Origin of the sequence: Micromonospora sp. NPDC048898 (assembly GCF_043198035.1) — a bacterium.
GTDB lineage: Bacteria > Actinomycetota > Actinomycetes > Mycobacteriales > Micromonosporaceae > Micromonospora.
Map to the genome: position 1 here is coordinate 166,749 of NZ_JBICUF010000013.1, position 24,119 is coordinate 190,867.

The 24,119-nt window shown below is 69.8% G+C and carries 16 protein-coding genes and 1 pseudogene; 3 read left to right on the forward strand and 14 right to left on the reverse strand.

What is annotated here, in order from left to right; genetic code table 11:
• Nucleotides 1–194: 194 nt before the first annotated feature.
• From ACGFIQ_RS27405 to ACGFIQ_RS27440, 8 genes and pseudogenes are all read right to left on the reverse strand, one after another.
• Complete coding sequence (locus tag ACGFIQ_RS27405; RefSeq protein ID WP_393248356.1) at nucleotides 195–3,878, reverse strand: CHAT domain-containing protein; 3,684 nt, start codon at nucleotides 3,876–3,878, stop codon at nucleotides 195–197.
• Nucleotides 3,879–3,882: 4 nt separating this feature from the next.
• Nucleotides 3,883–4,869 carry a hypothetical protein gene (locus ACGFIQ_RS27410; RefSeq protein WP_393248358.1) on the reverse strand — a complete coding sequence of 329 codons (987 nt, stop codon included), beginning with the start codon at nucleotides 4,867–4,869 and terminating at the stop codon, nucleotides 3,883–3,885.
• A gap of 698 nt (nucleotides 4,870–5,567) precedes the next feature.
• Nucleotides 5,568–6,002 carry a MarR family winged helix-turn-helix transcriptional regulator gene (locus ACGFIQ_RS27415; protein WP_393248360.1) on the reverse strand — a complete coding sequence of 145 codons (435 nt, stop codon included), beginning with the start codon at nucleotides 6,000–6,002 and terminating at the stop codon, nucleotides 5,568–5,570.
• A gap of 143 nt (nucleotides 6,003–6,145) precedes the next feature.
• Nucleotides 6,146–8,986 (reverse strand): BTAD domain-containing putative transcriptional regulator, encoded by a 2,841-nt coding sequence (locus tag ACGFIQ_RS27420; protein ID WP_393248362.1) that lies wholly within the window; start codon nucleotides 8,984–8,986, stop codon nucleotides 6,146–6,148.
• 28 nt (nucleotides 8,987–9,014) lie between these two features.
• Nucleotides 9,015–9,463: pseudogene (locus ACGFIQ_RS27425) on the reverse strand (integrase core domain-containing protein); the annotation flags it as partial.
• Between the two features lie 15 nt (nucleotides 9,464–9,478).
• A complete protein-coding gene (locus ACGFIQ_RS27430; RefSeq protein WP_393248363.1) occupies nucleotides 9,479–10,492 on the reverse strand; it encodes an NADPH:quinone reductase in 1,014 nt (337 codons plus the stop codon).
• A gap of 49 nt (nucleotides 10,493–10,541) precedes the next feature.
• The gene (locus tag ACGFIQ_RS27435; RefSeq protein WP_393248364.1) at nucleotides 10,542–13,361 is read right to left on the reverse strand and encodes a BTAD domain-containing putative transcriptional regulator; all 2,820 of its coding nucleotides are present in this window, start codon (nucleotides 13,359–13,361) and stop codon (nucleotides 10,542–10,544) included.
• Between the two features lie 247 nt (nucleotides 13,362–13,608).
• A complete protein-coding gene (locus ACGFIQ_RS27440) occupies nucleotides 13,609–14,124 on the reverse strand; it encodes a CGNR zinc finger domain-containing protein (protein WP_393248366.1) in 516 nt (171 codons plus the stop codon).
• Nucleotides 14,125–14,836: 712 nt separating this feature from the next.
• Between ACGFIQ_RS27440 and ACGFIQ_RS27445 the strand changes: the two genes are divergently transcribed.
• Both ACGFIQ_RS27445 and ACGFIQ_RS27450 read left to right on the forward strand, forming a co-directional pair.
• Nucleotides 14,837–16,168, forward strand: a complete 1,332-nt coding sequence (locus ACGFIQ_RS27445; RefSeq protein ID WP_393248368.1) for a helix-turn-helix domain-containing protein — start codon at nucleotides 14,837–14,839, stop codon at nucleotides 16,166–16,168.
• 151 nt (nucleotides 16,169–16,319) lie between these two features.
• Entirely contained in the window at nucleotides 16,320–16,961 is a 642-nt protein-coding gene (locus ACGFIQ_RS27450) for a response regulator transcription factor (protein WP_393248370.1), read from the forward strand.
• Nucleotides 16,962–16,984: 23 nt separating this feature from the next.
• On the opposite strand, the gene ACGFIQ_RS27455 is transcribed toward ACGFIQ_RS27450, so the two are convergent.
• On the reverse strand, nucleotides 16,985–17,824 hold the full coding sequence (locus ACGFIQ_RS27455; RefSeq protein ID WP_393248372.1) for an SDR family oxidoreductase: 840 nt from the start codon (nucleotides 17,822–17,824) through the stop codon (nucleotides 16,985–16,987).
• 99 nt (nucleotides 17,825–17,923) lie between these two features.
• Here ACGFIQ_RS27455 and ACGFIQ_RS27460 point away from each other — a divergent pair, with 99 nt between their 5' ends.
• Nucleotides 17,924–18,649, forward strand: a complete 726-nt coding sequence (locus tag ACGFIQ_RS27460) for a TetR family transcriptional regulator C-terminal domain-containing protein (protein WP_393248374.1) — start codon at nucleotides 17,924–17,926, stop codon at nucleotides 18,647–18,649.
• 391 nt (nucleotides 18,650–19,040) lie between these two features.
• On the opposite strand, the gene ACGFIQ_RS27465 is transcribed toward ACGFIQ_RS27460, so the two are convergent.
• The 5 genes from ACGFIQ_RS27465 to ACGFIQ_RS27485 form a co-directional block, all read right to left on the reverse strand.
• On the reverse strand, nucleotides 19,041–19,574 hold the full coding sequence (locus ACGFIQ_RS27465) for a sigma-70 family RNA polymerase sigma factor (RefSeq protein WP_393248376.1): 534 nt from the start codon (nucleotides 19,572–19,574) through the stop codon (nucleotides 19,041–19,043).
• 603 nt (nucleotides 19,575–20,177) lie between these two features.
• Nucleotides 20,178–21,026, reverse strand: a complete 849-nt coding sequence (locus tag ACGFIQ_RS27470; protein WP_393248378.1) for a sulfurtransferase — start codon at nucleotides 21,024–21,026, stop codon at nucleotides 20,178–20,180.
• Between the two features lie 111 nt (nucleotides 21,027–21,137).
• Nucleotides 21,138–21,656: a sigma-70 family RNA polymerase sigma factor gene (locus ACGFIQ_RS27475; RefSeq protein WP_393248380.1), complete on the reverse strand. Its 519-nt coding sequence runs from the start codon at nucleotides 21,654–21,656 to the stop codon at nucleotides 21,138–21,140.
• Nucleotides 21,657–21,889: 233 nt separating this feature from the next.
• On the reverse strand, nucleotides 21,890–23,059 hold the full coding sequence (locus tag ACGFIQ_RS27480) for an FAD-dependent monooxygenase (protein ID WP_393248382.1): 1,170 nt from the start codon (nucleotides 23,057–23,059) through the stop codon (nucleotides 21,890–21,892).
• A 72-nt stretch (nucleotides 23,060–23,131) separates the two neighbouring features.
• Nucleotides 23,132–23,581 carry a nuclear transport factor 2 family protein gene (locus ACGFIQ_RS27485; RefSeq protein ID WP_393248384.1) on the reverse strand — a complete coding sequence of 150 codons (450 nt, stop codon included), beginning with the start codon at nucleotides 23,579–23,581 and terminating at the stop codon, nucleotides 23,132–23,134.
• Nucleotides 23,582–24,119 lie beyond the last annotated feature (538 nt).

A 24,119-nucleotide genomic window follows, 5' to 3' on the forward strand; every position in this document is an offset into this window, starting at 1 on the left:
CTGGATCGGGTGGCCGGCGGCGACCTGCCGTGAAGCCGAAGTGCGCGTTCGGACATCATCCGCTGAGCCGGCGGTGGGATCATGCGGTCGTCGGTGGCGACGAGATGCGGGCTGGGCTTGGTGCGCCAGGCCGGTTCGGTGATCTCGCCGCTCAGCGCGGCCACACCCCACGGGACCTGCGAGTCGGCCATGAGTCAAGGCGCGCCGTAGACGGTGAACGAGGCCCAGTCGGCGAGCCCGGCGAACGGGCGAACCGTACGGTACGTGGGAGCACCCGTGGACACCTGCCGGGTGGTGGCATCTGCTGGCAGCGGCTGGCCCTCGACGAGCCTGCCGAGGTGGCGCTGCCAGGTCACGAACGCGTCGATGTCGCCTGCTGCCCGGTGCGCCACCGCGATCGTGCGGCAGCCCAGCAGGGCGTGGTCGCCCCCTGCGGCCACCAGTTGGACACCGCGTGTGACCAGGTCGGCCGCCCTGGCCTCGCGCAGTCGCCGCTGGGCCCGGCCGAGGGCCGTGCCGACCTGCTCCGGCCCGAGCCGACCATTCGGGTCCAGCCCGTCGTAGAACCAGCCCATCAGCAGCGCCGTGGCCAGGTCGGGGACCGGCCGGATCGCCGTGACCAGGGCGCGGGCGCCGGACGCCAGTAGGGTCCGGCCCATCCCGACCAGTTCGTCCCCGTCGTGCACCTGGTGCCGTCCGCTGTCGCAGGCGCTCAGCACGACCACCGTGCCGTCCCAGTTCCACTGCGCCAGCCGGGCGAGGCTCACCAGTTCGGTGCCCCCCTCACCAGCGCCCGCCCCCGGTTGGGGACGGGTGGGCCCTGGGCCCGGCGGTTCACCGCGTCGCCGGTCCTCGTCGAGCGGCCACCTCAGCTGCGCGCCGTCACCTCGGTTCGCCGCTCCGGGTGTGGTCGAGGCAGCGGCCAGCACCAGGCCGCTGCGCTCGGGGCGCCGCCGGTCGAAGACCGCGTGGCAGGCCAGGTGTACCAGGCGCGGACGCTGGGGGCCGGCGAGCGCGTCGGCGAGCCAGGCCGACGTTACGGCGGCGCCGGTCCGCGCCGCACCGCCCAGCCGGTCAGCCACGTAGGCGCACTCGGATCGCGCATAGGGCAGGTCACCGAGGGGGTCGCCCGCCACGAGGACTCCGCCAGCGATCTCGCCACCCGTCCCAGCGGCGCGCGCGTCGGGTCCATCATCGACAGGGCTGGTACGTGCCGCGCTCGGTCGGGGTGCCCTCAGCAGGGAGGCGCTCGGCAACAGGTACGTCCCGGGCCGAACCCCGATCTCTGCGGTAACAGACTTAGCGACGTCACCAGCGGGAGCGGCACCACCGGCGGAGGCGGCGTCAGCGGCCGGCGGGAGCAGGTGCAGGGGGGCCAGGTGCAGGGAGCCGTGCGGCACCACGTAGACGGCCCGGCCCGGCGGCACCTCGACGATGGGGGCGGTCAGCACCGCGTGCACCGGGTGCTCGACAAGCCTCTGCATCCTGTCGCCGTCGGCCGTTTCGAGCAGGTCCTGCCAGGCCTCGACGTCGGAGGCGGCCGGAGCGCCGGGGAGGTCCGGGCCCAGTAACTGTCGGGCCGTGAGGCCCGTGCCGCTCAGCGTGAACGCCCATACGCCGGCCGCGCCGGTGAGGTACTCCACCAGGACCGCGTCGTCCGCGGCAGCCAGCAGCGGGGCCGCCTCGTCGGCCGTGATCGGCTCAGCCATCCGGTGAGCACGCATCGTCGGGTGGGTCGCGGCGAGTTGCCGCCAGAGATCGAGCAGCTCGGTGCGTACTCTGTGCTGGTCCTCGGAGGCCGCCATCCGGCGGGCCAACAGCTGCCGGCGCTCCTCGACCTCGGCGGGTCTGGGGCCGTCGTCCACGCCCGACGCGCGCAACCGGCGTAGCTCGGCCCAGAGGGCTGCCTCGCGCGCCACCAGCGGGTCCGCCGGGTCGGCACCGGTCTCGCGGTCGCGCAGCGTCTCCAGCAGCGCCCGCGACTTCGCGCGCTCCAGCAGCGCGAAGGCCTCCTCGACCCGACCCAGCTCAAGCGCCAGGCCCGCCGCCTCGACGAACGGTGGCGCGAAGATCGTGCCGAAGCCCGCCGCGTCGCTCAGGTCGGCGATGCCCCGGCGCAGGTCGTCATGGCCGTCGCAGGCGTCGCGTAGCACCCGCAACGTCTGATCGGTGCGCTCACCGGCGGCCAGCGCGACGAGCCCCAGTGCCGCGTCCGCGGGATAACGCACCGCGGCGTCTGTCGCCTCCCGGCGCAGCGCCACCAGCCGCTCGCGGAAGGGCGCGGCCTGCGCCGCCCGGCCCGATCGTGACCATTCCAGCACAAGTGTGCCGAGCCGCAGCGCCAGTCGATCCAGGCCCGCGAAGGGCAGCGCCGCGCCGTGCCGGTCGTGTGCGTGCTGCGCCGCGTCGATCGAGGCCAGCAGGTAGCGGTCGGCGAGCGCCGTCGCGCCGTGGTCGCGGGCCAGGCTGGCCGCGATGGAGTCCAGGATGCCGAGGTCGCCGGTGGTGTCGCCGGGGATCTGCACGGTCAGGAAGTCAACCAGCGCGCGGGCCTGTGCCACCAGCTCCAGCACGTTCAGTTCGGTGCGGGTCGGCTCGCGGGAGAGCAGGGTGCAGAGATTCGTCAACGCGGTCAGCTCGGCGCGGGCGTCACCGATCTCGTGCGCCGTCCGCCGGGCCTGCTCCAGCAGCGCCAGCGCCTCGTCGTAGCGGCCGACTGTCGTGTAGAGCAGGCCGAGCGCCGACCAGACCGCCGGCAGCGCGTGCGAGGCGCCGAGATGCATCCAGAGCTCCTCGGCCGTGCGCAGCGAGCGCTCCGCCTCGCCGTAGCGGTGCTCCAGCAAGTGCCGCTGGCCCTCCTCGCTCGCCCGCCCCGCCAAGAAGGCGGGCGCGCCGACCGCGAGATCCCGCCGCATCCGTGGATCGGCCAGGCCGGCGATCATCTCCCGGAAAGCCGGGTGAGCCAGGCCCAACAGGTCGTCGCCCGCCCGCTCCCGGGTGGCCGCCTCAATGCGCTGCACCCGGGCCCGGAAGCCGGACGTGTAGTGCGCGGCGTCCACCTGGGAATGCAGGTCGTGGATGAGGTCGTGCGCCGCGGTGAACGTCTCGCCGGCCGCGGCCCGGTCTACTTCCCGGCGCAGCGTCGCCAGGTTGATCATCGCCTTGTAGGCGTCGTACCGCGCCGGCGAGTCGGCCAGCAGTCGCACCGCCTCCGCGGCTGCCTCGATCGCCTCGTCCCGCCGGCCCTGCCGCAACAGCTCCCGTGCGGCGTTGTCCAGCAGGATGCCGCGCCGGGGCCCGTCCACGCCTGGCTGGTCGAGCGCCCGCCGGTAAAGTTCCTCGGCGCCTACCTTGCCCTGCCGGTGCAGCACCTCGGCATGCCCGGAGAGGACCGAAACCAGCCCGGTCTTGTCGGTCACCATCTCGGCCAGTTGGGTGGCCATCCCGAAGAGCTCCGCAGCCTTGTCCAGGTGCTCATCGGCAATCTCCACAGCGGCCATCCCGGTGATCGCCGCGACCCGCAGGTCCAGGGCACGCTCCCGGTCGCTGTCCGGCATCGCGGTCGCCACCTCGAAGGCCGACGCGTAGGCGCGGCGGGCGTCGTCGAGCTGGCCGGCGACCCGTGCGCACTGGCCGAGTAGCCGGAAGACCAGAAAGCTGGCAGGGCTCGGCGAGAGGGCCCACGCGTGGCCGACCATGCCGCGCAACGCGCGGTCCGCCTCCGCCAACTGGCCGGTGTTGATGAGCCCGTGCGCCCAACTGGCCACAGCCATCAACACCTCCTCGGTGACCTCGTCCCCGCTCTCGGCACCGCCCGCGGGCGCGCCCCCGTCGGTGGGCTCGGCGGAGCCGGATCGGCGGCGGCGGAAGAACGGCATAGCGTCAACTCCCCAGACTGCGCAACAGGGTCGCCGGGTCGTCCTCGAACTCCGCCGCGGCGCCCCAGCCTGACTCGCCGTCGCGGGAGTGCCCGTCGCCGCGCACGGTGGAAACCATGGCGGATGCGCGCTCCACCAGCGCGACGTACTGGCGCTGGTACTCCGCGAAAAGCGCCTCCTGCTGCGGGCGGATCAGCTCGTCGGTGCAGAGCGCCCCGGCGGTCTGCCGCCACAGCACCTGGGCCGCCTCCAGGTCGCCGTCCGCGAGGTGCTGGCGGGTCCGTTGCCAGAGCTGGAAGAACGGCATCTGACGGTAGTCGTCACGGTGCCGGACCGCCTCGACCCGGACCAGGATGAAGTCGTGCTCCGTGTACGGCACGGTTGCGCCGTCGGCAGCCACCCGGCAGAGCCGGCCGCCGACCACCCGCAGCTCCGCCGGGGTAGCCTCGCCCGCCGGCCGGCGGATGATCACGAAGTGGGTGGACGCCAGCTCTGTCGGGCCGCTGGCCGCGCCGCCAGGGCCGGTCGGGGCGGACCAGGAGTGGTACGCGCCGACGCGCAACTGCGGCGCCGAAGAGACCACGAACGACTCGATACCGTCGATCAGTGCTCTGGCGATCTTGGTGGAACCCGCCAACCCTGCGAAACCGACGGCGGCACTCAGGTTCTCGATCAGGCTCAGCGAGCGCTCCAGCAGGTCCGACGTCTTCGCCCGGAACAGCGCCAGCAGCAGACTCACGTCGTCGCCCTCGTAGGGCACCGGCCCGGCCACCCGCAGGTTCGAGATCTCCACCGCGTCCCGCTCGCCGGTCACCTGCAGCCGCCGGCTCAGCTCAGCCGATCCAAGCAGGTGCGGCACGGCAACCCTGGTGCCGCCACGCAGGAACTCGGTCACCACAACGCCGAAGGGCAAGAACTCCCGCCACAGCTCGCGCTCATTGGCCAACCACAACTGGCTGACCCGGATCACCAGGTAAACCTCATCAGCCACGAACGGCACAGTCTCCGCGGAACCGTCCAAGGTGGGCACCGGCCGAGCGACGATGCCCTCCGCCTGCCGCGCAAGCACCCGTCGCACAAGATCCCGCAAGGCCATGAACCACCCCATTCAAACGACCCCGCCACGTTAACGCGCGACCGCAACGTGTGAGCGTCTCCCGCGCGTGAACTATTCGCCGGAACCGCCCCGCGCGAAGAGCGGCGGACCTGGAGTTGTCGGCCTCGCCGCCGGAGAGATCTGCTCGCACCTCGACAGGCTCTACAAAACTCTTTCCCACAGTGGCGACGACCCGGCGCATACCTGCAGGGCGTCGGGTGGTCACCTGCCACGGCCTGCGCGTCGAACCGGGTTGGCTGGTAGTGACCCCTACCGCCGGTGAGCACAGCCGAAGGCCACGTGCGGCACACCAACGGTCAGAGAACCACCCGTAGCGATGCAGCCGAGCTGACATCGGGCCCCACCACGGCGGCCCGGCTCTCGCGGCCAGCCGGTTGTGACATGGCTGATGCGCTACGTGTTCGGCGTCTCGGTGGCCGACCTGCCGGCCGTGTCACTGCCCCCGGGCGCAGACCCGGCCGGGCTCCCGGTCGGAGTCCAACTGATCGGTACGCCGGCTCGGACAGCAGGCTGCTCGGGCTTGCCCTCGCCTTCGAACGCGTACTCGGCTGAAGCCGGGCCCTTCGGATCGCTCACTCCAGTCGTCCAGGAACGTCCTCGGTGATCAGGGCGAGGGTCTGGAGGAAACGTTCGTAGGCGTCCGCTCCGACCTTGGCCGCGTACTCTCGCTCGATGTCCGCGACGATGGCGTCGGCCAGGGCCGTCAACCGCAGGCCACGTTCGGTCGGCACGATCAGCTTGGCACGGCGGTCCTCCGGGTCGGCCACCCGTTTGACGTAGCCCAGCTTCTCCAGCTCATCGAGGATGGCGCCGATCGTCTGTTTGTTCCGCCCGGACAGCCGGGTCAGATCGGTCAGCCGCAGACCGTCCTCGTCCAGATAGGCTGTCACCGCACCGTGCCGGGGCCTGATGTCGTCGAAGCCCTCCTCGGCGCTGCGCCGGAAAAGCTCGGACTGCAGTCCGAACAGCAACCGGGTGGACAGCATGCCGAGATCCGGAGTGCGCATGCTGCGACGCAATTTAACCCCCTGTGGTCAAAGCCCCAGGGTCTCATGCCGCCTACCGGCCCCGACCGACGGTCGGTCCACCTCTACCTCGGCTCGGCGACACCGGAACGCGCTGCGACCTCAGGGCTGCGGACCGTTAGGCCTCAGGTGTCGACCAGGCAATCCGTGGTACCGCCGGCTCCCCTGGTGCGGACACGATCGGCGTGTCCCTCCTGGCCGAGGTCCGCGTAACTCTGCCGAGCCGTCCGCCACGCGCTCGCGGCCTCCGCATGTCGTCCGGCTGCGGCCAGGACGTCGCCGAAGCTCTCCTCGTTGAGCGCGATCAAGGTGACATTGCCACCGCGGCCGAACCGGTCCCGGGCCTGCTGGAAGAACGTGATCGCAGCACCGAACCGGCCCCGGCCGGCCTCGATGCCGGCCATTGCCGCGCTGAAGCAGCCCGCGAGGCCGACGTCGCCGATGCTCAGGGCGATGGCCTCACCCCGACGGAGATCTCGGAAGCCACTCTCGATGTCTCCCGCTCGGCCGTGCTCTGCGCCGATCCCGATCAGAGCCAGAGCGGCCCCGCGGTCGTGACCGGCCGACTCGAACAGTGTCAGGGCGCGCTCGTACGAGCGCAGAGCCTCGCCATAGCGGCCCTGGAGGTGCTGAAGCCGACCGATGTTGGTGTGAACCAGGCCCTCGCCGGACGGAGAACCGGCCGCGTCGAACAACCGCAGTGCCTCGTCCAGATGCTCCCACGCAACCTCGAGGTTCGGGCCGTCCACCGGGAGGCCGAAGATTTCGGCACAGGCGCGCAGGCGGTGCATGACAGCCACGCCCTCGAGGTCACCGGCCGCCATGGAGGCGTCCAACGCCTGCCCGGCCGCGCCCCGCCATCGCTGAGTCATGGCGCGACGCTGGTAGTACGGCATGATCGTCTGAGCGAGCTGCCACGGCCGGAAGCCCCGCACATCGCGGACGGTCGACGCTGCCTCCAACAGCGCCAGCTCGTCGGCGAACCAGGCGGTCGCCGACCGCGGATCGGCGATCTGTTCCGGAACGACGCCCGGCAGCGGCGGTGGCGGCGTGCTCAGTGACACTGCCGGTGACAGCATTCTTCCCGCGGCGTAGCCGGTCTGCCACAGATGGTCGAGCAGACGACGCAGGGCGCCCTCCCGGTCGTCCCGGCCGTCGAGGCCGGCGCTCAGCTCCGCGGCGTACGTTCGGATCAGATCGTCGAATTGGAATCGGCCGGGCCGGTACTCGGTCAGCAGGCGGGTCCGGACCAGCTCGCGCAGCAACGCCCGCGTCGCCGGACGGGAGAGACCCGCCACCGCGGCGGCGACGGCCAGACCGAAGTCCGGGCCCGGGCCGACGGTCAACAGCCGGAACAGACGTGCTGCATGGTCGCTGAGCATGTGGTACGACCACGAGAACACGGTGCGAACGTCACTTCGGGGTTCCTCGCCGTCGAAGAAGTCCAGCGATCGCGCGTCTCGCAACTCGTCCGCGATCTGCCGCAGCGACCAGTCTGGATAGGCGACGGCTCGGGCGCACACGACAGCGACCGCCAGCGGGAGACCGCCGCACCGCTCGACGATCTCGTCCAGCGCCGCCTCCTGTCCCACGATCCGATCGGCGCCCAGGCGGTTGCGGAACGCCGTTCGATACTCGGCCAGCGATGGACGGTCCAGATTCAGCGGCACAGCGCCTTCCTGGCTGATCAGGCCGAGCATCCGGTTGCGGCTGGTCACCAGGACCAGGCTGCCCGCCGAAGCCGGGATCAACGGCCGGACATGTTCCTCGTCGCGGGCGTTGTCCAGGATCAACAGCATCCGGCGGTCGGCCATCAGGGTCCGGAACATGGCCTTGCGAGCCTCGACGTGGGGTGGGATCTCGGTGTGCGCCACACCGAGGGCCAACAGGAGGTGGTCGAGCGCCTGCTCGGTGCTCAGCAAGCTGGCGCGGTCGTCGAACCCGCGCAGGTCGAGGAAGACGCGGCCATCCGGGAACGACGAGGCACTCTCGTGTGCCCACTGCACGACGAGACTGGTCTTGCCCATGCCCGGCAGTCCGTCGACCACGCCGATCATGGTCGCCGCCGGGTTGTCGCCGAGCTTCGCGGCCAGCGACGACAATCGGGCCAGCTCTGCGGTGCGACCGCTGAAATGCCGGTTACCGGGCGGCAACTGTGACGGCACTGGCGCGGCGACAACCGTCGCCGGGACCGTGGGCCCGGCGACGGCGCCGAGCATCCGCTGCTGTGCCGCTCTCAACTCCGGGCCGGGCTCGACGCCGAGTTCGTCGTGCAGGCGTACCCGGATCGCCTCGAACGCCGCCATCGCGGCGGCCTGCCTACCGGCCGCGACGAGCAGCAGGATCAACCGAGCGTGCAACGCCTCGTCCAACGGGTCCTGGTTGGCGGCGGTACGGATCAGGGGCAGCAGCTCGGCCGGCTGCCCGCAGCTCAGGGCGGCTTCGACCGCGGCGCCGGCCACCTCCGTCCGCTCGTGGTCGACCGCGACGAACTCTGGTGCCATCTCCGGTCCGGTGTCCAGGTCGGCTGCGCATCTCGCCCGCCACAGTTGGAGGGCCGCGGTCAGGTGCGCCAGCGCGGTCGCCGGGTCGCCGGCCCCGGCCGCCGCATGCCCCCGCTCCGCGAGGCGCCGGAAGACGATCAGGTCCACGGCGCTCGCTTCGACGTCCAGGCTGTATCCAGCTCCCACCCGTTGCACGTATTGGCCTTGTTCCCGCGGCCCGAGCCCAGGTTCCAGCAGCCGCCGCAGCAACCCGATGTGCCGGTGGACGATGTTCGCCGCCCGGGCTGGCTGGTCGTCACCCCACAACAGTCGCGCGAACTCCTCCGGCGCGACCGGGCTGCCCGCCCGGACCAGCAGGAGCCCCAGGACGTGCCGCAACTGTGGCGGCCGCGGGTCCAGTTCGATGCCCGCGCGCCAGACTCGCACCGGTCCGAGCACGGAGAACCGCACCCCGGGATCCATCCGACACACCTCCGATTCGAGTTCTCTCTCAGGTGTGCTGTCCAGGGACGTTGGTCAACCTGGTGAAGGGCGGTAGGCCACCGGTGGCGGTGTGGGTCGGTGGTGATTGTAGCGATGTAGGAAGGCCGGTCGGGCCTTGCTACGGGCTTGTTCGCAGGTGTAGAGCCGGGCGATGGCCCAGCCGTCGGTCAAGGTCCGGTGGAACCGTTCGACCTTGCCGTTGGTCTGTGGCCGGTAAGGGCGGGTTTCCTGCGGCCTGATCCCCAGCTCGGCGCAGGCGACCCGGGAGTGATCATCGACGACGGTGTGCACGAACGCGGTACCTATCTGCGGTTCGTAGACGCTGTTGCGTGACCCGGTGCGCCGCGCGGTGGCCCGGCGGTTGCGCTCGCCTTGCTGGCGGCCGACGAAACGCCAGCCGCCCCCGTCGGGAATGTTGCCGTACTTGGTGACATCCACGTGCGGCATCGCGCCGGGGGCGCACCGGAACGACTACGGCTGTTGGACCTCGATGACGACCTTGCCGACCACGTTCCGCTCGACGGCCTCGTGCGCAGCGGCGACCCGCTCCAGAGGGAACCGCAGGATCGGCAGACCGGCCTCCTCACCGACCCGGAAGGCACCGGAGTCGACCGCCTCGGCTACGGCGGCGACCGCACCGTCTTTCTCCTCGTCGGCCGTCGTGTAGGTCAGCACGAAGTCGAGGCTGACGTTCTTGAACGCCGCCTGGAAAGCCGGGATCGAGACCTCGCCGCCGACATAAATGGCGATGTTGCCGCCCGGGGCGACCAGCGTGAGGTCCTGGCGCAGGTTGTCGACATCGACCTCGACGATGATCTGCGGCCCGGTCTTGCTCAGCTCGCGGACCCGGGCGACCACATCTTCGTGACGATAGTTGATCACCGCGTCGGCGCCGGCCGCCGTGGCCAGGTCGGCCTTCTCCTTGGACGAGACGGTGGTCAGCACGGTCGCGCCGGCCCACTTCGCGAGTTGGATCGCGGCGTTGCCGACCGCACCCGCGCCCCCGGCGACCAGAACAGTGCGGCCTTCCAGGGCGTCGGGCGCCAGCCGCGAGGGGCCGTCGGCGGCGACGGTAAGGCAGCGGTGCGCGGTCAGCGCGGGAATGCCCACCGCGGCGCCGACCGCGAACGGGACCTCCTTGTTCATCTGCACCACTTGGCGGCGGGGCAGGACCACGTATTCCTGGGCGGTGCCGTCGGCCCGGCCGTACGCCGCGTCCCAGACCCAGACGTGATCGCCCGGTTCGAGCCCGGTCACCCCGTCACCGACCGCGTCGACCACACCGGCCCCGTCCTGGTTCGGCACGCGTGGCGGCGCGATGCCGTCGGGCACCCCACGGCCGGATCGGGTGCCGGTGTCGGTGGGGTTGACCGCGGAGAGAACGATCCGCACCCTTACCTCACCGGGCCCGGCGGGCGGCAGATCGCGATCGACGATCTCCAGAACGGACGCGGGGCCCGGCTCGGTGAAGACAACTGCCCGCATGTTTCTTCCTTACTTGGTTCGTGGAACTCGTTCATTCACCGCCGCGCACTCACCGCGCGGCCATCGCCTTCTCGATCTGCGCCACTGCTTCTTCCTGGCCCAGGTCGGCATAGCGGTCACGCGCCATCCGCCACGCGGACAACGCCTCCGCCGGCCGTCCGGTCGCCGCGAAGACGTCGCCGAGCCGCTTCTCCAGTTTGGCCGACTCGACGTGGTTGCCGCTGGTGAGGAAGAGCTCGCGGGCCCGCTGGAGGCAGGCGACCGCCTCGTCGAGCCGGCCGAGCCGGCGGAGCACCTCGGCCATCGTGCCGGCGCAGGAGCCCGCGTTGCTGTCATCGTTCGCGGCGATCGCGAGAGCCTCGGCCCGAGCCAGATTCTCCAGGCCGGCTTCCAGATCACCGAGCTCCACCAGTTGCCATCCCCGGCCGAACAGGGCAAGCGCGAGGCCCCGTTCGTGGTCGAGAGACTCGAAGACGGACATGGCACGTTCGTAGTCGGTCAGAGCCTCGCGGTGCCGGCCCTGACTGTCATGCACAGTGCCGAAGTTGCAATAGGCGAAGGCCATGTCGAGCGGCCTTCCAGCCGCGTCGAACAGTTCGAGGGCACGCTCCAGGTGCCGGGTCGCCGCGGCGAAGCGCGTCGCCGCAGCGGCGTGGCTGCCGAACACCTCGGCGCCGGCCATCATCCGGTGCATCACGGCCTGTCCCTCCAGATCGCCGGCGTCAACGGCGACACGCAAGGCGAGCGTGGCCGTGGACAGCCACCGCGGCACCATGGCGCGCCGCTGGTAGTAGGGCATCAGGGCTTCGGCGAGCTGCCAGGGACGGAACTCCGGGACGTCGCGCACCGCCAGGGACCCCTCGATAGTGGTCAGCTCGGTGGTGAACCAGGACATCGCCGACTGCGCATCCGCGACGCTCTGGGGCGTGACACCGGCCAGGGACCTCGGTGGCTCACTCAGCCGCGACGAGGGCATCAGCGCGCTGCCCGCGGCGTATGCCGTCTGGCGAAGATGATCGAGCAAGCGTGCCACGGCGGCGCGTCGATGCTCGTCGAGGTCCTCCCCCGCTCCCAATTCGCCGGCGTAGACCCGGATCAGGTCGTGCATCGCGTACCGGCCCAGTCGAACCTCGGTCAGCAGGCGGGTGCGATTGAGCTCACCGAGCAGCTTGCGCGCGGTGTGGAAGGGTACCCCGGCCAGACTCGCGGCCGAGGCCACGCCAAAATCCGTGCCCAGGTGCAGCGGCAGCAGGCGGAACAACTGGGCGGCCTGGTCACTGAGCATGTGGTAGGACCAGGAGAAGACGTTGCGGACGTCGCTGCGGGGCTCGTCGCCGTCGAACGGGTCCAGGGTCACCGCGTGCCGCAGCTCGTCCGCGACCTCCCGCAGCGGGCATTCATAGGCCAGAGCGCGGGCGCAGACGACGGCGAGCGCGAGCGGAAGCCCACCGCAACTCGCGATGATTTCGTCGAGATGCTGCTCGTCACCGGACTGCCGATCGTCTCCCACCCGTTTGCGCACGACCGCGCGGGACTCGGCCAGCGTCATCGCCCCCAGGCTCACCGGCGTGGCGCCCTCGCGGGTGACCAGCCCGGTCAGCCGGTTGCGGCTGGTCACCAGCACCAGGCTGTTCGACGACGCCGGCAGGAGCGGCCGCACATGCTCCTCGTCCCTGGCATTGTCGAGGACGAGCAGGGTCCGGCGTTCGGCCATCCTCGATCGGTACAGGTTCGTTCGCGTCGCCATGTCGGCGGGCATCTCCGAATAGGGGACGTCGAGCGCGGTGAGCAGATGTTCCAGCGCCTTGCCGGTGTCGACCACGCTTCCGCTCGGGTCGAAGCCTTGCAGGTTGATGAAGAGCCGGCCGTCCGGGAACAGATGCGACATCCGGTGCGCCCAGTGCACCACCAGACTCGTCTTGCCCATGCCCGGCAGCCCGTCGACGACCCCGATCACTGTCGCCGACCGATCGCGGCCCACCTCGGCGGCCAGTGCCGACAGCTGGTCGAGTTCGGCGTCACGCCCGGTGAAGAGATTGCTGCCCGGCGGCAGCTGTGAGGGCACCGAACGGCGCGGGTCGGGCGCGGGTGCCGGCTGGACGAGGGAGTCCTGGCGCAGCACCCGGTCGTAAGCGGCGACCAGATCCCGGCCGGGGTCGACCCCCAGTTGCTCGGTCAAGCGCAGACGGATGGCGTGATAGACCGCGCCCGCGGCGGCCTGCCGGCCGCTCGCTGACAGCAGGATGATCAACCGAGCGTGGACGACTTCGTCGAGCGGGTTCTGATCGGCCGCGGCCTGGATGAGAGGGACGAGGTCACCGGGATCGCCGCCGCGCAGGGCATCGTCGACGGCGGCGCACGCCACGGCCACTCGTTCCTGGTCGACCGCGGCGAACTCGGGGGCCAGGGCCGCACCCGGGTCGATGCCGGCCGCGCACCGGCCGTGCCAGAGTCGCAGCGCGGCGGCCCGCTGGGCCAGAGCGGTCGGGTGGTCCCCGCCCTCGGCGGCGAGCGTCGCTGCCTCGGCTTGCTCCCGGAAGTGCAGAAGGTCGAGCTCCGACGGCGCCACCTCGAGCCGGTAACCACTGCCGGCCCGCGTCAGCCAACGACCCTGGGCCCGGTTGGCCAGCTCGGGTTCGAGCAACTTGCGCAGCGCGCCGATGTGGCGATGGACGATGTTGCCGGCTCGCGCCGGCGGGTCCTCGCCCCACAGCAGGGCGCTGAACTCTTCGGGAGCGACCGGATCCGGAGCGCGGACGAGAAGCAGTCCGAGCATGCTCCGCAGCTGCGGGGGGCGCAGGTCGATCTCGACATCCTGCCGCCAGGCACGAACCGGGCCGAGCACCGTGAATCGCACTTCGGGATTCATGTCTACCTCCGGCCATCTCGCGGATCGCACCGAAGCGATCGATCGGACCGGCTGTGCACGCGAACACGGACCGGGTTGCCAGCTCTTCGCGCATCCTAACGGCGGTCACCTGCGGCCAGACCCGTGCAGGGACTCCGTGGGTCGCGTCCACGCCGCGCCGCCAGTCGCCGCTCCACTAACCGGCTACACGTTTTCAACAGTTAGGTTACACGCTCCCTGACATTGGCCGGCCGCCCCGGACGAGGCATCAGCCGGCCCGCGTCCGCCGATAGTGCCGGGACACCTTGCTCCGGTTGCCACACGTCTCCATCGCGCACCATCGCCGGCCCCCGTTGCGGGAGATGTCATAGAAATAGAGTGCGCAGCCCGCCCCGGAGCATCGGCGCAACCGACGTGGCCCCCGGCCGACGAGGTCGAGATAGTTGTCGGCAGCCTCCCAGGCCGGCAACCACTCATCGGCCACCTCGACGATCCTCGTCGGCACTCCCGCCCGGAGCGCGAAGCGCACACGCCCGCGGGCCAGAATCAGGTTGAGCGCCACCTCGGCGCCCTCCCCCGGCGTTTCCACGATCGCGCGCAGGGCGTCCCGCGTCTCGCGTAGTGCGGCCCCGGCCTCGGTGCTCCACCCGCGGAACCCGTGGCTCAGCAGCCACGAGGCGGCCCAGGCGTGGTCGTCCAGCGCGTCGAACTCCCGCCCCTGATCGACCCACCGCGTGTTGAGCAGATCCAGCGCGAACGGCTCATGCTCCAGCGGACGCCTCATGCGGCGGAAGCTACCAGCCCTCGACCCGGCGCATCCACCACACACGGCACGCGTCATCTCACCGTACGTTCGGCCCGGCCGACTCGCCGTGTTCGCCACGTGGTCCAAACGCATCCGGCGGACGATCACTCAGCTCGACGAGCGGATTTCGGCCGCGGCGGTGCGGATCACGGCGTGGCCAGCGCGGGCGCCCCGGTGAGCGCCAGCCCGGCGACGACCGCGCCGACCATGGCCGCTCCCGCGGCGAGAGTCCTCTTCACGATGTTTCTCCTCGAATCGAATGGGACGCACCAGAAAACGCAAGGACGAAGAAGACGTTCAGATCCCCGCACGTGGCCAGCGACACGGGAACCCGCCGGAATGCTTCACCTCACAGCAGATCGCACTGAATGCCGACGACTCGGACGCGTTTGCCAACGCGCCCCGACCATCGCTAACCGGAAGTTCAAGCCACCGATATGAGCTTCGATGTCATCACTGGCAAGCCTCCAATCACGCGCTGCAACGGACCGATGCTGGCTCGGCCAGGTAGCGCTGTCCGGCGGACGGTTCGTCGGTCTCGCCGAGGGCGCCTGGGTCGCCTCGATGCGGGCGATGGCCGAGGCCTTCACCCATGGACCGGCCTGCCGCGGCTGGACGACCGAGCAGGAACAGATCGTCGGATTTCGGGAGGTTGTACCTTGATGGCCCCACGGCAGACAGAGGGAGCCTCGTGAACTCGATCGAAACGGCCCGGCTCGGTGACCTGATTCGCGGCATCCGACGGGCGAAAGGACTCACCCTCGAAGAGTTGAGCGTCCGAGCGGGAGTAGGCGTGCGAACTCTCGGAGACCTCGAGCGCCACCGCATCGCCCGGCCCCACCGACGCACGATCGAGGCCCTGGTCACCGCCCTCGACCCAGCGACGGACGAGCACGACGCGATCTGGGCCTCGCTCCGGCCACCGGCGCAGCCGTCCGCCGCCCCCGAGAACGAAGGCACCGCGGCCTCCTTGACGGTCGGCCGCGACGACGAGATGGCCGCCTTCGTCCAATGGTTCGACGGACGATACAACCAGGGCGAGGTGACCGGCCCGGTCGTCCTCACGGGACTGCCCGGCATCGGGAAGACGACCTTCGGCAAGGAGATCTGCCGAACCCATCGTGACCGGTTCCCTGATGGGCGGTTCCATCTCGACCTGGGCGGTTTCGACGATCGCCCGATGACCCCCCATGACGCACTCGGCCATCTCCTCACCCGCATCGGTCTTCCGCCGGAGGAGATCCCCGCCTCGCCGAAGGACCGGGGACTGCTCTACCGCTACCGCATGCACACAACCGCGATGATCGTCGGACTCGACAACGCCGCCGACGAGGCCCAGATCCGCCCCCTCCTCGTTGACAGCACCCGCAGCATGACCATCGTGGCGAGCCGCCGGCCCCTCGCCGGGCTCGATGCCGGCCACCGCGTCGGGCTGGGAGAACTCGACCCGGCCGGTTCTCGACAAGCCCTGGAATCGATGATCGACCGGCCCGAGCGACTCGCGGTCGAGCCCGCCGCGGCGGACGAGTTGATCGAACTCTGCGCCGGTCTGCCTCTGGCCCTGCGCCTGGTCGGCAACCGGCTCAACAGCCGGCCGCGAATGACGGTCACCAGCCTGGTAGACCGGATGAGATCCCCGGGCGAACGGCTGACCTGGTTGTCCGCCGGCGATGTGCAGCTTCGGTCGGTTCTTGCCGGTCAATACCGCCATCTGACCCGCGAGCAGCAATCGTTGCTCCATCGCCTGAGTGTCATCCGCACGCCCGAGGTGAGCACCGAGGCGGCCGCGGTACTCCTTGGACTCGACGTGCTCAGCGCCGAGGAACGCCTCGAAGACCTCGTCGACGCCGGGGTGATGACCTTCGGGTCGGGCACCGGCCGCTACCACCTCAACGAACTGGTCAGGCTCTACGGGCGAGAGCTGTTCAGGGTAGGCGGGCCTGCACCGGTCCTGCTCGCCGATCTGCCTGTCCGGCCAAAAGGACAGAGGCCAGTCGCGGTGACTTCGGAACAGGCAGCTTGACAGCGTCCTCCCGAAAGGGTGTCACCGAAAACAGGCAGGAACGGTGTCACCGATTCCCGCCCGTGAACTCGCCTGGCTCATGAGGCTCGACCGAGGTCTCCTTACAGAGACGCGAACGAGCGCGTCACAAGACACCCCGGAGTTCCACCTCATGACCGCCGTTGTCAATGAAGCTGCGACTCACACGCTCGACGTGGCCATCGTCGCCGCCAGCCCGCTCATGCTCGCCGGGCTGGCGCACTCGATCGACGAGATCGCCGGCTTCCGGGTCGCGGGCAAGACCGAATCGATCACCAGCTTGCCCAACGATCCGGCGCCCCCGATCGTCGTCATCGACCTTTCCGGCAAACCCGCCGACGACCAGAGCTTCTGGTCGCTGCTCCCCGTCGGCAGCCGGGCGGTCGCCCTTTGCGGCCCGGACAAGACACCCAACCTGATAATGGCCGCGCCGCACGGGCTGCACGCCCTCATCTCGCGGGGCAGTGACATCCACGAGTTGGAGACCGCGCTTCACGCCGCCACCGCCGGCGCGCTGTACATCTCGGCTGACCTTCGCGAACCGGCGGTGAGCGCGGCCACCGGCCCGAGCCGACGCAATGAGCTGACGCAGCGCGAGCTCCAGGTGCTTCAGCTCCTAGCCCACGGCATGACGCACGGACAGATCAGCCGCGAGCTGGGCCTCAGCGAGACGACCGCGAACACCTATGTGAAGCGGATCCGCCACAAAATGCACGTCGGCAACAAGGCCGATCTGACGCGCCGGGCCATCGAGCTCGGTTACGTCCCGACCTGATCGGTGAGCGCCGACCTGCCGGGTCACACCGGCAGGTCGGTGCTCACCGAGACCGTCCAGCCCGCTTCCAGCTCCGCCATGCGTGCGGCAAGGGCAGCGTGCACCGCAAGATAGGCGTCACTGCCGAGCACCACACGTCGTGGTGCCGGGACCGCTGAAGCGGCGTCGAGGATCGCCGCGGCGACCTGCGCCGGATCGCTCTGCACCGAGGCGACGAGGCGGCCCCCGTGCGAGTCGAGATAGCGGCGGATGCGGCCGATCGGGGTCTCCGCGTATTCCGGGGCGGGGAAGGCGATCGACGTGGCGGCTCCGTAATCGGTACGGACATTGCCCGGCACGACCATCATCACCTCGACGCCGAACGGCGCCACCTCGGCCGCGAGGGACTCGAAGAAACCCTCCGCGCCCCACTTCGAGGCATGATGGACGGACCCCCCGGGCAGCCCCACCTCGGCCTCCAGACCAGTCGTCTGAATGATGCGGCCCCCACCCTGCTTTCGCAGGTGGGGCAGGGCCGCCCGGACCAGATGGATCGGCCCGGTCAGGTGCAGGGCGATCTGGTCGGCGATCATCTCGTCGGAGAACTCCTCGGCGGCGCCGAAGGCCTTGTGGCCGGCGTTCGAGAAGAGGACGTCGATGCGACCGAGTTCGGTGAAGGCCCGGTTCACCACCTCGCGCACCGCCACGGCGTCGGTCACGTCCAGGGCCGCGGTCCACAGCGTCGCCGGGTGCTTGCGAACCAGCTCGGTCAGCTTCTCCGCGCAACGCGACGTCGCCGCCACCCGGTCTCCCCGGGCCAGCAGGCGTTCGACGACCGCCCGGCCGATACCCGACGACGCGCCGGTGACGAACCAGACGGCCATTCTCGCTCCCCTGATGTGCGGCACGACGAATTCAGCGCCATTGGGCACCCGGGTGCAGACGCCGGGAGCAACCCCTAATTCATCTAGGAGTTGTGAAATATGCCACTGTCCGCCGGACGGGTTTCGCGGGGAAGCACTCTGGTCGGCCAGGGCGAGCCCGGCAGTAGACTTACCCGTCGGTACGAACGGCGGGAGACGCTCTTGTCACACAACATCGAGACCCCCCGGCGACTTCGGTCCGATGGGGAGCGGAGCCGTCGTCTGATCCTGCATGCCGCGACCGGCCTCGCCACCGTCGAAGGCCTCCGCGGTCTGTCGATCGCCGACCTGGCCCGGCGCACGGGCATGAGCAAGAGTGGCTTGTTCGCCCACTTCCGCTCCAAAGAGGAGCTTCAGCTCGCGACTGTTGCTGCCGCGGCCGGAGAGCACGACGTCCTGGTGGTTCAACCCGCTCTGCGTGCACCGACGGCGCTCGGGCAGCTTCAGGCGGTCTGCCACAACTTCCTCGAACTGGCCCAGCGTTCCGAGGGCGGCTGTTTCTTCGCTTCGGCCTCGGCTGAGCTCGATACCCATCCCGGCCGGGTTCGCGACAGCATCCGCAGGTTCGACCGCGAGTGGATGACCCTGCTGACCAACCTCGTCGCGCAGGCGCAGGCCGCCGGCGACCTGCCCGACGACCTCGCTGCCGCACAGCTCGCGTTCGAGGTGCGTGCGCTGCTCCATCTGGCCAACACGGCATACCAGCTGCACGGCGACCAGTCCGTCATCGACACCGCCCGCCGAGGTCTCGGTCGGCGTCTCGGCGCGCCCGGCTCGCCGTCGTAGCCCGAGGCGCCACAGGATCAGCGCCCGCGGTCGCTCGCATGCGATCCGCGATGTCCGGTTCCGCCGTGTCCCATTGCTCCTGCAGCGGCTGAGCCGGCTCCCTCCGGAATCGCGCACCGAGGTCTTCCGAGTCCCCGTCGAGCAGGGCACGCAGCAACTGAGCCTCGATGGCAGCGACGGTGATGCCTTGGCCGTACACCGGATTGAGCGAGCGGAGGGTGCCACCCACCGCGACGAACCCTTCCGGAGAGTCAGGGACGAGGTCGAAACGGTTCCAGCGATCGGCCCGCCCCGCAACGCCGCCGATCATCAGGGCCGCCGACGACGTAAGCGTTGGCCGGTCGGGCCACGATGTGCATTCCCTCGGGTCGGTCCGGGTCAAAGGTATCGGTCAGTTCAGATCGGCCAGCGCCGCACGAACCGCGCGCAGGGCGTAATGCACCCGGGACCGCACGGTTCCGGCGGGGATGTCGAGGCGCTCGGCTGCCTGTTCCACCGTCATCCCCTGCGCGTAGAGCTGGGTGAGCAGTAAACGCTGGGCCGGGCGGAGGTCACGAAGCGCGCGTCGCAGCGACTGACCGGCCAGCACGGTTCCGGCGGTGTCGTCCGGCCGGGCCATGTTGGTCGCGGCGGCCAGGCTGACTTCGGTGGGACGCGCCTTCCGGCGGCGTGCCGCGTCGATGGCGGTCCGGCGGCCCACGGTGAACAGCCAGGTCCGCAAGCCCTTCTCGTCGGTCGGCAGGCGGTCGCCGCTCCGCCAGGCTCGGACCATCGTCTCCTGGAGGAGGTCTTCCGCGGAGTGCCATTCGCCGTTCGTGAGGCCCAGCAGGAATCGGCGGAGCACCGGGCCGTGCTCGGCGTAGATCTCCGCGATTCGACGGTCGTCCATTGTGGATGCCTTGGAGTGCGTCGTTTCGATGGTCAAAGCTCCACCTTTCGATGGGCGCGGCCGAACGGGTCCGTCCCCTCATCGCGGAGTCGAAACTCCGGAGTTAGTACGACCGATCGTGCTAACTAGCGGACGGCGTTCGCCCTGCTTGGAACGAACGACCGGTCGGCTAACGCGCCACTGACGGCCACCACCCGGACCCGGGTACGGGTCTCGGGTCGATGCTGATCACATGTGGCACGGTAATCCGCCGTGCGCGTCTCGCCAGGCACCTCTTCGGTCGTCCCCAGTCCAGAAAATGAAGTCATTGACGGGGACGACCCCGGCACCGCAGCGACGTGGAGCGGGATCCGCCGTGCGGGCCTACCGATGCCGAACCCCCTGGTCACAAGCGAGTCCGCGGGCATGAGCGGGTGTCAGAAACCGAACCTCCACCGGCACGACGAGCGCCTCCCCGCTCGGACAACTCGGCGTCTGCGTCACCGAATGCGACGAACACCACTTGCCGAACCGGCCCACCGCGGCAAAACGCCAGCCCTCCGCCGCTGCCCGTGGACATACGCGGCACCGGAGGACTGGCGCGTTCGGGGTGTCGCTCAGGCGCCGCTCGCGCCTGAACTTCGGTAAGTCGTCAGACCGTCACGCCTTGCCAGGCCGGTCGCTGTTCTCGATCGGCACGCCGATCAGCGAGCCGTATTCGGAGAAGGACCCGTCGTAGTTGCGGACATTCTTCCTGCCGAGCAGCTTGGCCAGCACGAAATAGGAGAACGAGGAACGCTCCCCGATGCGGCAGTAGACGATGGTGTCCTTGTCGTTGTCCAGGCCCGCGTCACGATAAAGCTGCGCCAGCTCTTCGTCGGACTTGAACGTGCCGTCCTCGTTGGCCCCCGTGCTCCACGGAACGTTGATCGCGGTCGGCACGTGGCCCGGCTGCTGCGCGGCCTCGTTCTGCAGGTGCGCCGGCGCGAGCAAACGGCCGGAGTACTCCGCGGGGCTACGGACGTCGACCAGGTTCTGCACGCCGACAGCCTGCACGACCTGATCCCGGAAGGCGCGGATCGACAGGTCGGGGGCAGGTGCCCGATAGTCGGTGCGCGGGCGGTGCGGTGTGTCCGTGGTCCACGGACGGCCCTCCAGGTCCCACTTCTTGCGGCCGCCGTCGAGCAGCCGGACATCACGGTGACCATAGATCTCGAAGCACCACAGTGCCCAGGCGGCGAACCAGTTGTTGTTGCCGCCATAGAGGATGACGGTGTCGTCGTTGGCGATGCCCAGGCGGGACAGCAGTTCCGAGAAGCCTTCCTGGCTGATGATGTCGCGCCGGACCGGGTCCTGGAGGTCCCTCTTCCAGTCCATCTTCACCGCGCCCCGGATGTGGCCACTGTCGTAGGCCGTGGTGTCCTCGTCGACCTCGGCGAAGACCACTCCCGGTGCATCCAGGTGCCGTGCAGCCCAGTCGGTATTGACGAGCACTTCATCGCGAGCCATTGCTTACTCCTGACCAGTTGGCATTCGATACTCACACGCAGAGACCGGCTACTCACTCAATGAATGTGACGCCAATCACCGTGCCGAAGAAACCCCGAATTTGTCTGTGTCCTAACCGATGACCGCCAACCGCAGCGACCGGGTCGCATAGTGCAAGCGGGAGCGAATGGTTCCGACCGGTACCTGCATCTGGTCGGCGACCTCCTGCGCGCTGAGGTTCCGGACATAGATGTCATGCAGGACCCGGCGGTGCGCGGGTCCCAACCTGCGCAGTGCCGAGAGGAACGAGTCGTTGGCGACGGCCGCCGACGCGGTCTGATCGCCGACTGTCGCACGGTCGACGGTCAGGGCGGTGAACACCTCGACCGGCCTGGCCTTCCGGCGACGGACCTGGTCGATAACCAGGTGGTGAGCGACCGTGAAGAGCCAGCGGCGGCTGTCGTCGTCCCCCTCGGGCACCCGGTCGATGTGGCGCCAGGCGCGAATAAGGGTTTCCTGCACGACGTCCTCGGCGTTGTGGTGCTGGCCCGAGATCAAACCCTTAACGAAACGGGTTAGCGGCCCACGGTGGGCCGCCAGCAGCTCCCTGAGCCTCTCACCGGCCACGTCTTCGACGGTCTGTGGTGACATCGACACTTCCTCACGCTCGCGACCAGGGCGGATCTCCCTGGTCGAAGCAGACGCTAGGAAGCCCCCACGCACGTGATCGTGAACGAAAAGTGAAGGCACCGACGGTCGCGGTAACAAAAGCCGACCGGAACCGTGAAACCCCAGCTCAAGCGACATCTCGGTGGAGGCTGTCGAGAGCCCTTCTGTGAGAGAACGCACACGCGGGCGCAGAGCTCAATCCCAACCCCCGCCAGTCAGGGCAACTCCCTCAGCTTCGCGTGATTGGCCTGGACCATTCGCAGGCCGGCATGCCGGAACAGCAGTTTGCGGGCCAGCGCGGGAAGGTTCCGGGCCCGGTCCCGGCGATGGTTCTGCGCCATCACGAAGCGGACCCGAGGCGAACGACGTTCGCGATAGCGCTCGAGCAGTCCGGGGATCCGTCCGGCGTCGTCGACGCCGCCGAGCAGTTCGGCCAGGACGACCGCATCCTCCAGGGCCAGCGCACCACCCTGCGCCATGCTGGGCGAACAGGCATGGGCGGCGTCGCCGATCAGGACCACGCGATCGCGCACCCAGTCATCGCCGCTGATCTCGTGCAGCGCGGCGAAGTGCGCCGGAGCATCCCCGGACAGCACCCCCACCGCCGGCTCGCCGAAATCCGCGAACAGGTCGCGCCAGGAACCGGACGGCTCCTCTGGGGTATCGCTGTCGATCGAGGCGTACACGTAGGCGCGTCCTCCTCCCAGCGGCACCACCAGCAGGCTCCGGCCACGGCTGCCCAGCATGGCTGTCCACGTATGGGGAGACTCCGCGGCGACACCGGTGACCTCCGTGACGAGTCGCCAGCAGACCTGGCCCAGGAAGGTCGGCTGCGTCCGCGGGAAGACCGCCCGCCGTACCACCGAGTTGATGCCGTCGGCCGCGACCACCAGGTCATACCGAGCCGTCGCGCCGTCGGCGAACGACACCGTCCCGTCCGGGTCGACCGTCCGCACCGCTGTGCCGAAACGCACGTCTACCCCGTCCAGCAGGATTCCGTGCAGATCGGCCCTGGTGATCGCCAGGCACTCCCCCACCTCGCCCCACACGGCGTCCGCCGCATAGTCGGCGAGAACGTGCCCCGACCGGTCACGGATCTGCTGCCACGCGATCGCCTGAGCCGAGTCGGACAGGGGTCCGGAAAGCCCGAGGCCATCCAGGACCCGGACCGCATTGGCGGGCAGATAGAGCCCCATGCCCTCGGTCTGCGGCGCACCATGTCGTTCCACGATCTCAACGTCTGTCCCTCGGCCGGCCAACGCGCGTCCGGCCGCCAGACCAGCGATTCCCGCGCCCACCACCAATACCTTTTCTTGCATAGCGGACATCGTCCTTGCCCGCCTTGATCGGAAAACGCCGGCCCGGTCTTCCGTCGGGCTTCTCATAATTGCTGAACGACGGGGAAACCGACACGTCTGCGCCAGGGGCGGCCGCCAGGCGGCCCGCCCCCGGCGGGCTCACCTGAGCTGCAGCGCCGTCCGGTCGTTGGCGGGACGGGAGCCGAAGATCCGCCGATCCTCCTCGGCGATCCGCAGATCGTTGATGCTCGCCTCGCGACGCCGCATCAGACCCATGTCGTCGAACTCCCAGAGCTCATTGCCGTAGCTGCGCCACCACTGACCGGAGGCGTCGTGGAACTCGTACTGGAAGCGGACGGCGATGCGGTCGCCGGTGAAGGACCACAGCGACTTGCGCAGCGCGTAGTCGAACTCCCGGTCCCACTTGGCTCGCAGGAACGTGACGATGGCGGGACGTCCGGTCACGAAGGTGTCGCGGTTACGCCAGATCGAGTCCTCGGTGTAGGCGAGCGCCACCCGTTCGGGATCACGTGTGTTCCAGGCGTCCTCAGCGGCCTGCACCTTGGCAAGCGCCGACTCGGTGGTGAACGGCGGCAATGGTGGCCTCATCAACTTCTCCTCAACTGGAGCACCTTCGTCTCCGGCGCGCGGCAAACGCAGGAACGTGGTGGAAATTCATTCGGAGGACGAGTGGAGGCCGGTCCGGGTACACCGGACGTGCGGTCGCCGTTCTCCTTTCCCGCGAGGCGGGCGAGGGCGTCGAGCCAGTCGCGCGTCACATCGTCGCGATCGGTCGCGCCGCGCGTTGCGGCCGTGCCACGGGCGGCCTCCTCGAAGACGATCAGGGTGTCTCCGCCCGGTCGCTCGACCAACAGCCACGACTGGTGAAAGCGACGAAGACGGTGCCGGCCGCCGCCGCAATCAGGCGGGGGTGGCTTCGTCCCAGCGACCGGCGTAAAGCGCATCGGTCGCCAAGTGGATGAGGCCGGTGAGATTGTGTCGAGCCGGGACAATCGGTCGGTGAAAACGGCACACGGACGAAGCCGCGCGAACGGGAACGGGGGCGCCCCCCCCCGGGGGGGGGGGGGCGGGGGGGGGGGGGGGCCGCCCCCCCGGGCGCCCCCGGGCGGGGGTGGCCCCCCCCCGG

Coding starts and splice junctions, on each gene's coding strand:
- ACGFIQ_RS27440 (WP_393248366.1), bottom strand. CDS start 14,124: ATGAGGCGTCCGCTGGAGCATGAGCCGTTCGCGCTGGATCTGCTCAAC.
- ACGFIQ_RS27470 (WP_393248378.1), bottom strand. CDS start 21,026: ATGGCTCGCGATGAAGTGCTCGTCAATACCGACTGGGCTGCACGGCAC.
- ACGFIQ_RS27405 (WP_393248356.1), bottom strand. CDS start 3,878: ATGCCGTTCTTCCGCCGCCGCCGATCCGGCTCCGCCGAGCCCACCGAC.
- ACGFIQ_RS27480 (WP_393248382.1), bottom strand. CDS start 23,059: ATGAGAAGCCCGACGGAAGACCGGGCCGGCGTTTTCCGATCAAGGCGG.
- ACGFIQ_RS27420 (WP_393248362.1), bottom strand. CDS start 8,986: ATGGATCCCGGGGTGCGGTTCTCCGTGCTCGGACCGGTGCGAGTCTGG.
- ACGFIQ_RS27415 (WP_393248360.1), bottom strand. CDS start 6,002: ATGCGCACTCCGGATCTCGGCATGCTGTCCACCCGGTTGCTGTTCGGA.
- ACGFIQ_RS27460 (WP_393248374.1), top strand. CDS start 17,924: ATGCCACTGTCCGCCGGACGGGTTTCGCGGGGAAGCACTCTGGTCGGC.
- ACGFIQ_RS27435 (WP_393248364.1), bottom strand. CDS start 13,361: ATGAATCCCGAAGTGCGATTCACGGTGCTCGGCCCGGTTCGTGCCTGG.
- ACGFIQ_RS27485 (WP_393248384.1), bottom strand. CDS start 23,581: ATGAGGCCACCATTGCCGCCGTTCACCACCGAGTCGGCGCTTGCCAAG.
- ACGFIQ_RS27450 (WP_393248370.1), top strand. CDS start 16,320: ATGACCGCCGTTGTCAATGAAGCTGCGACTCACACGCTCGACGTGGCC.
- ACGFIQ_RS27455 (WP_393248372.1), bottom strand. CDS start 17,824: ATGGCCGTCTGGTTCGTCACCGGCGCGTCGTCGGGTATCGGCCGGGCG.
- ACGFIQ_RS27475 (WP_393248380.1), bottom strand. CDS start 21,656: ATGTCACCACAGACCGTCGAAGACGTGGCCGGTGAGAGGCTCAGGGAG.
- ACGFIQ_RS27430 (WP_393248363.1), bottom strand. CDS start 10,492: ATGCGGGCAGTTGTCTTCACCGAGCCGGGCCCCGCGTCCGTTCTGGAG.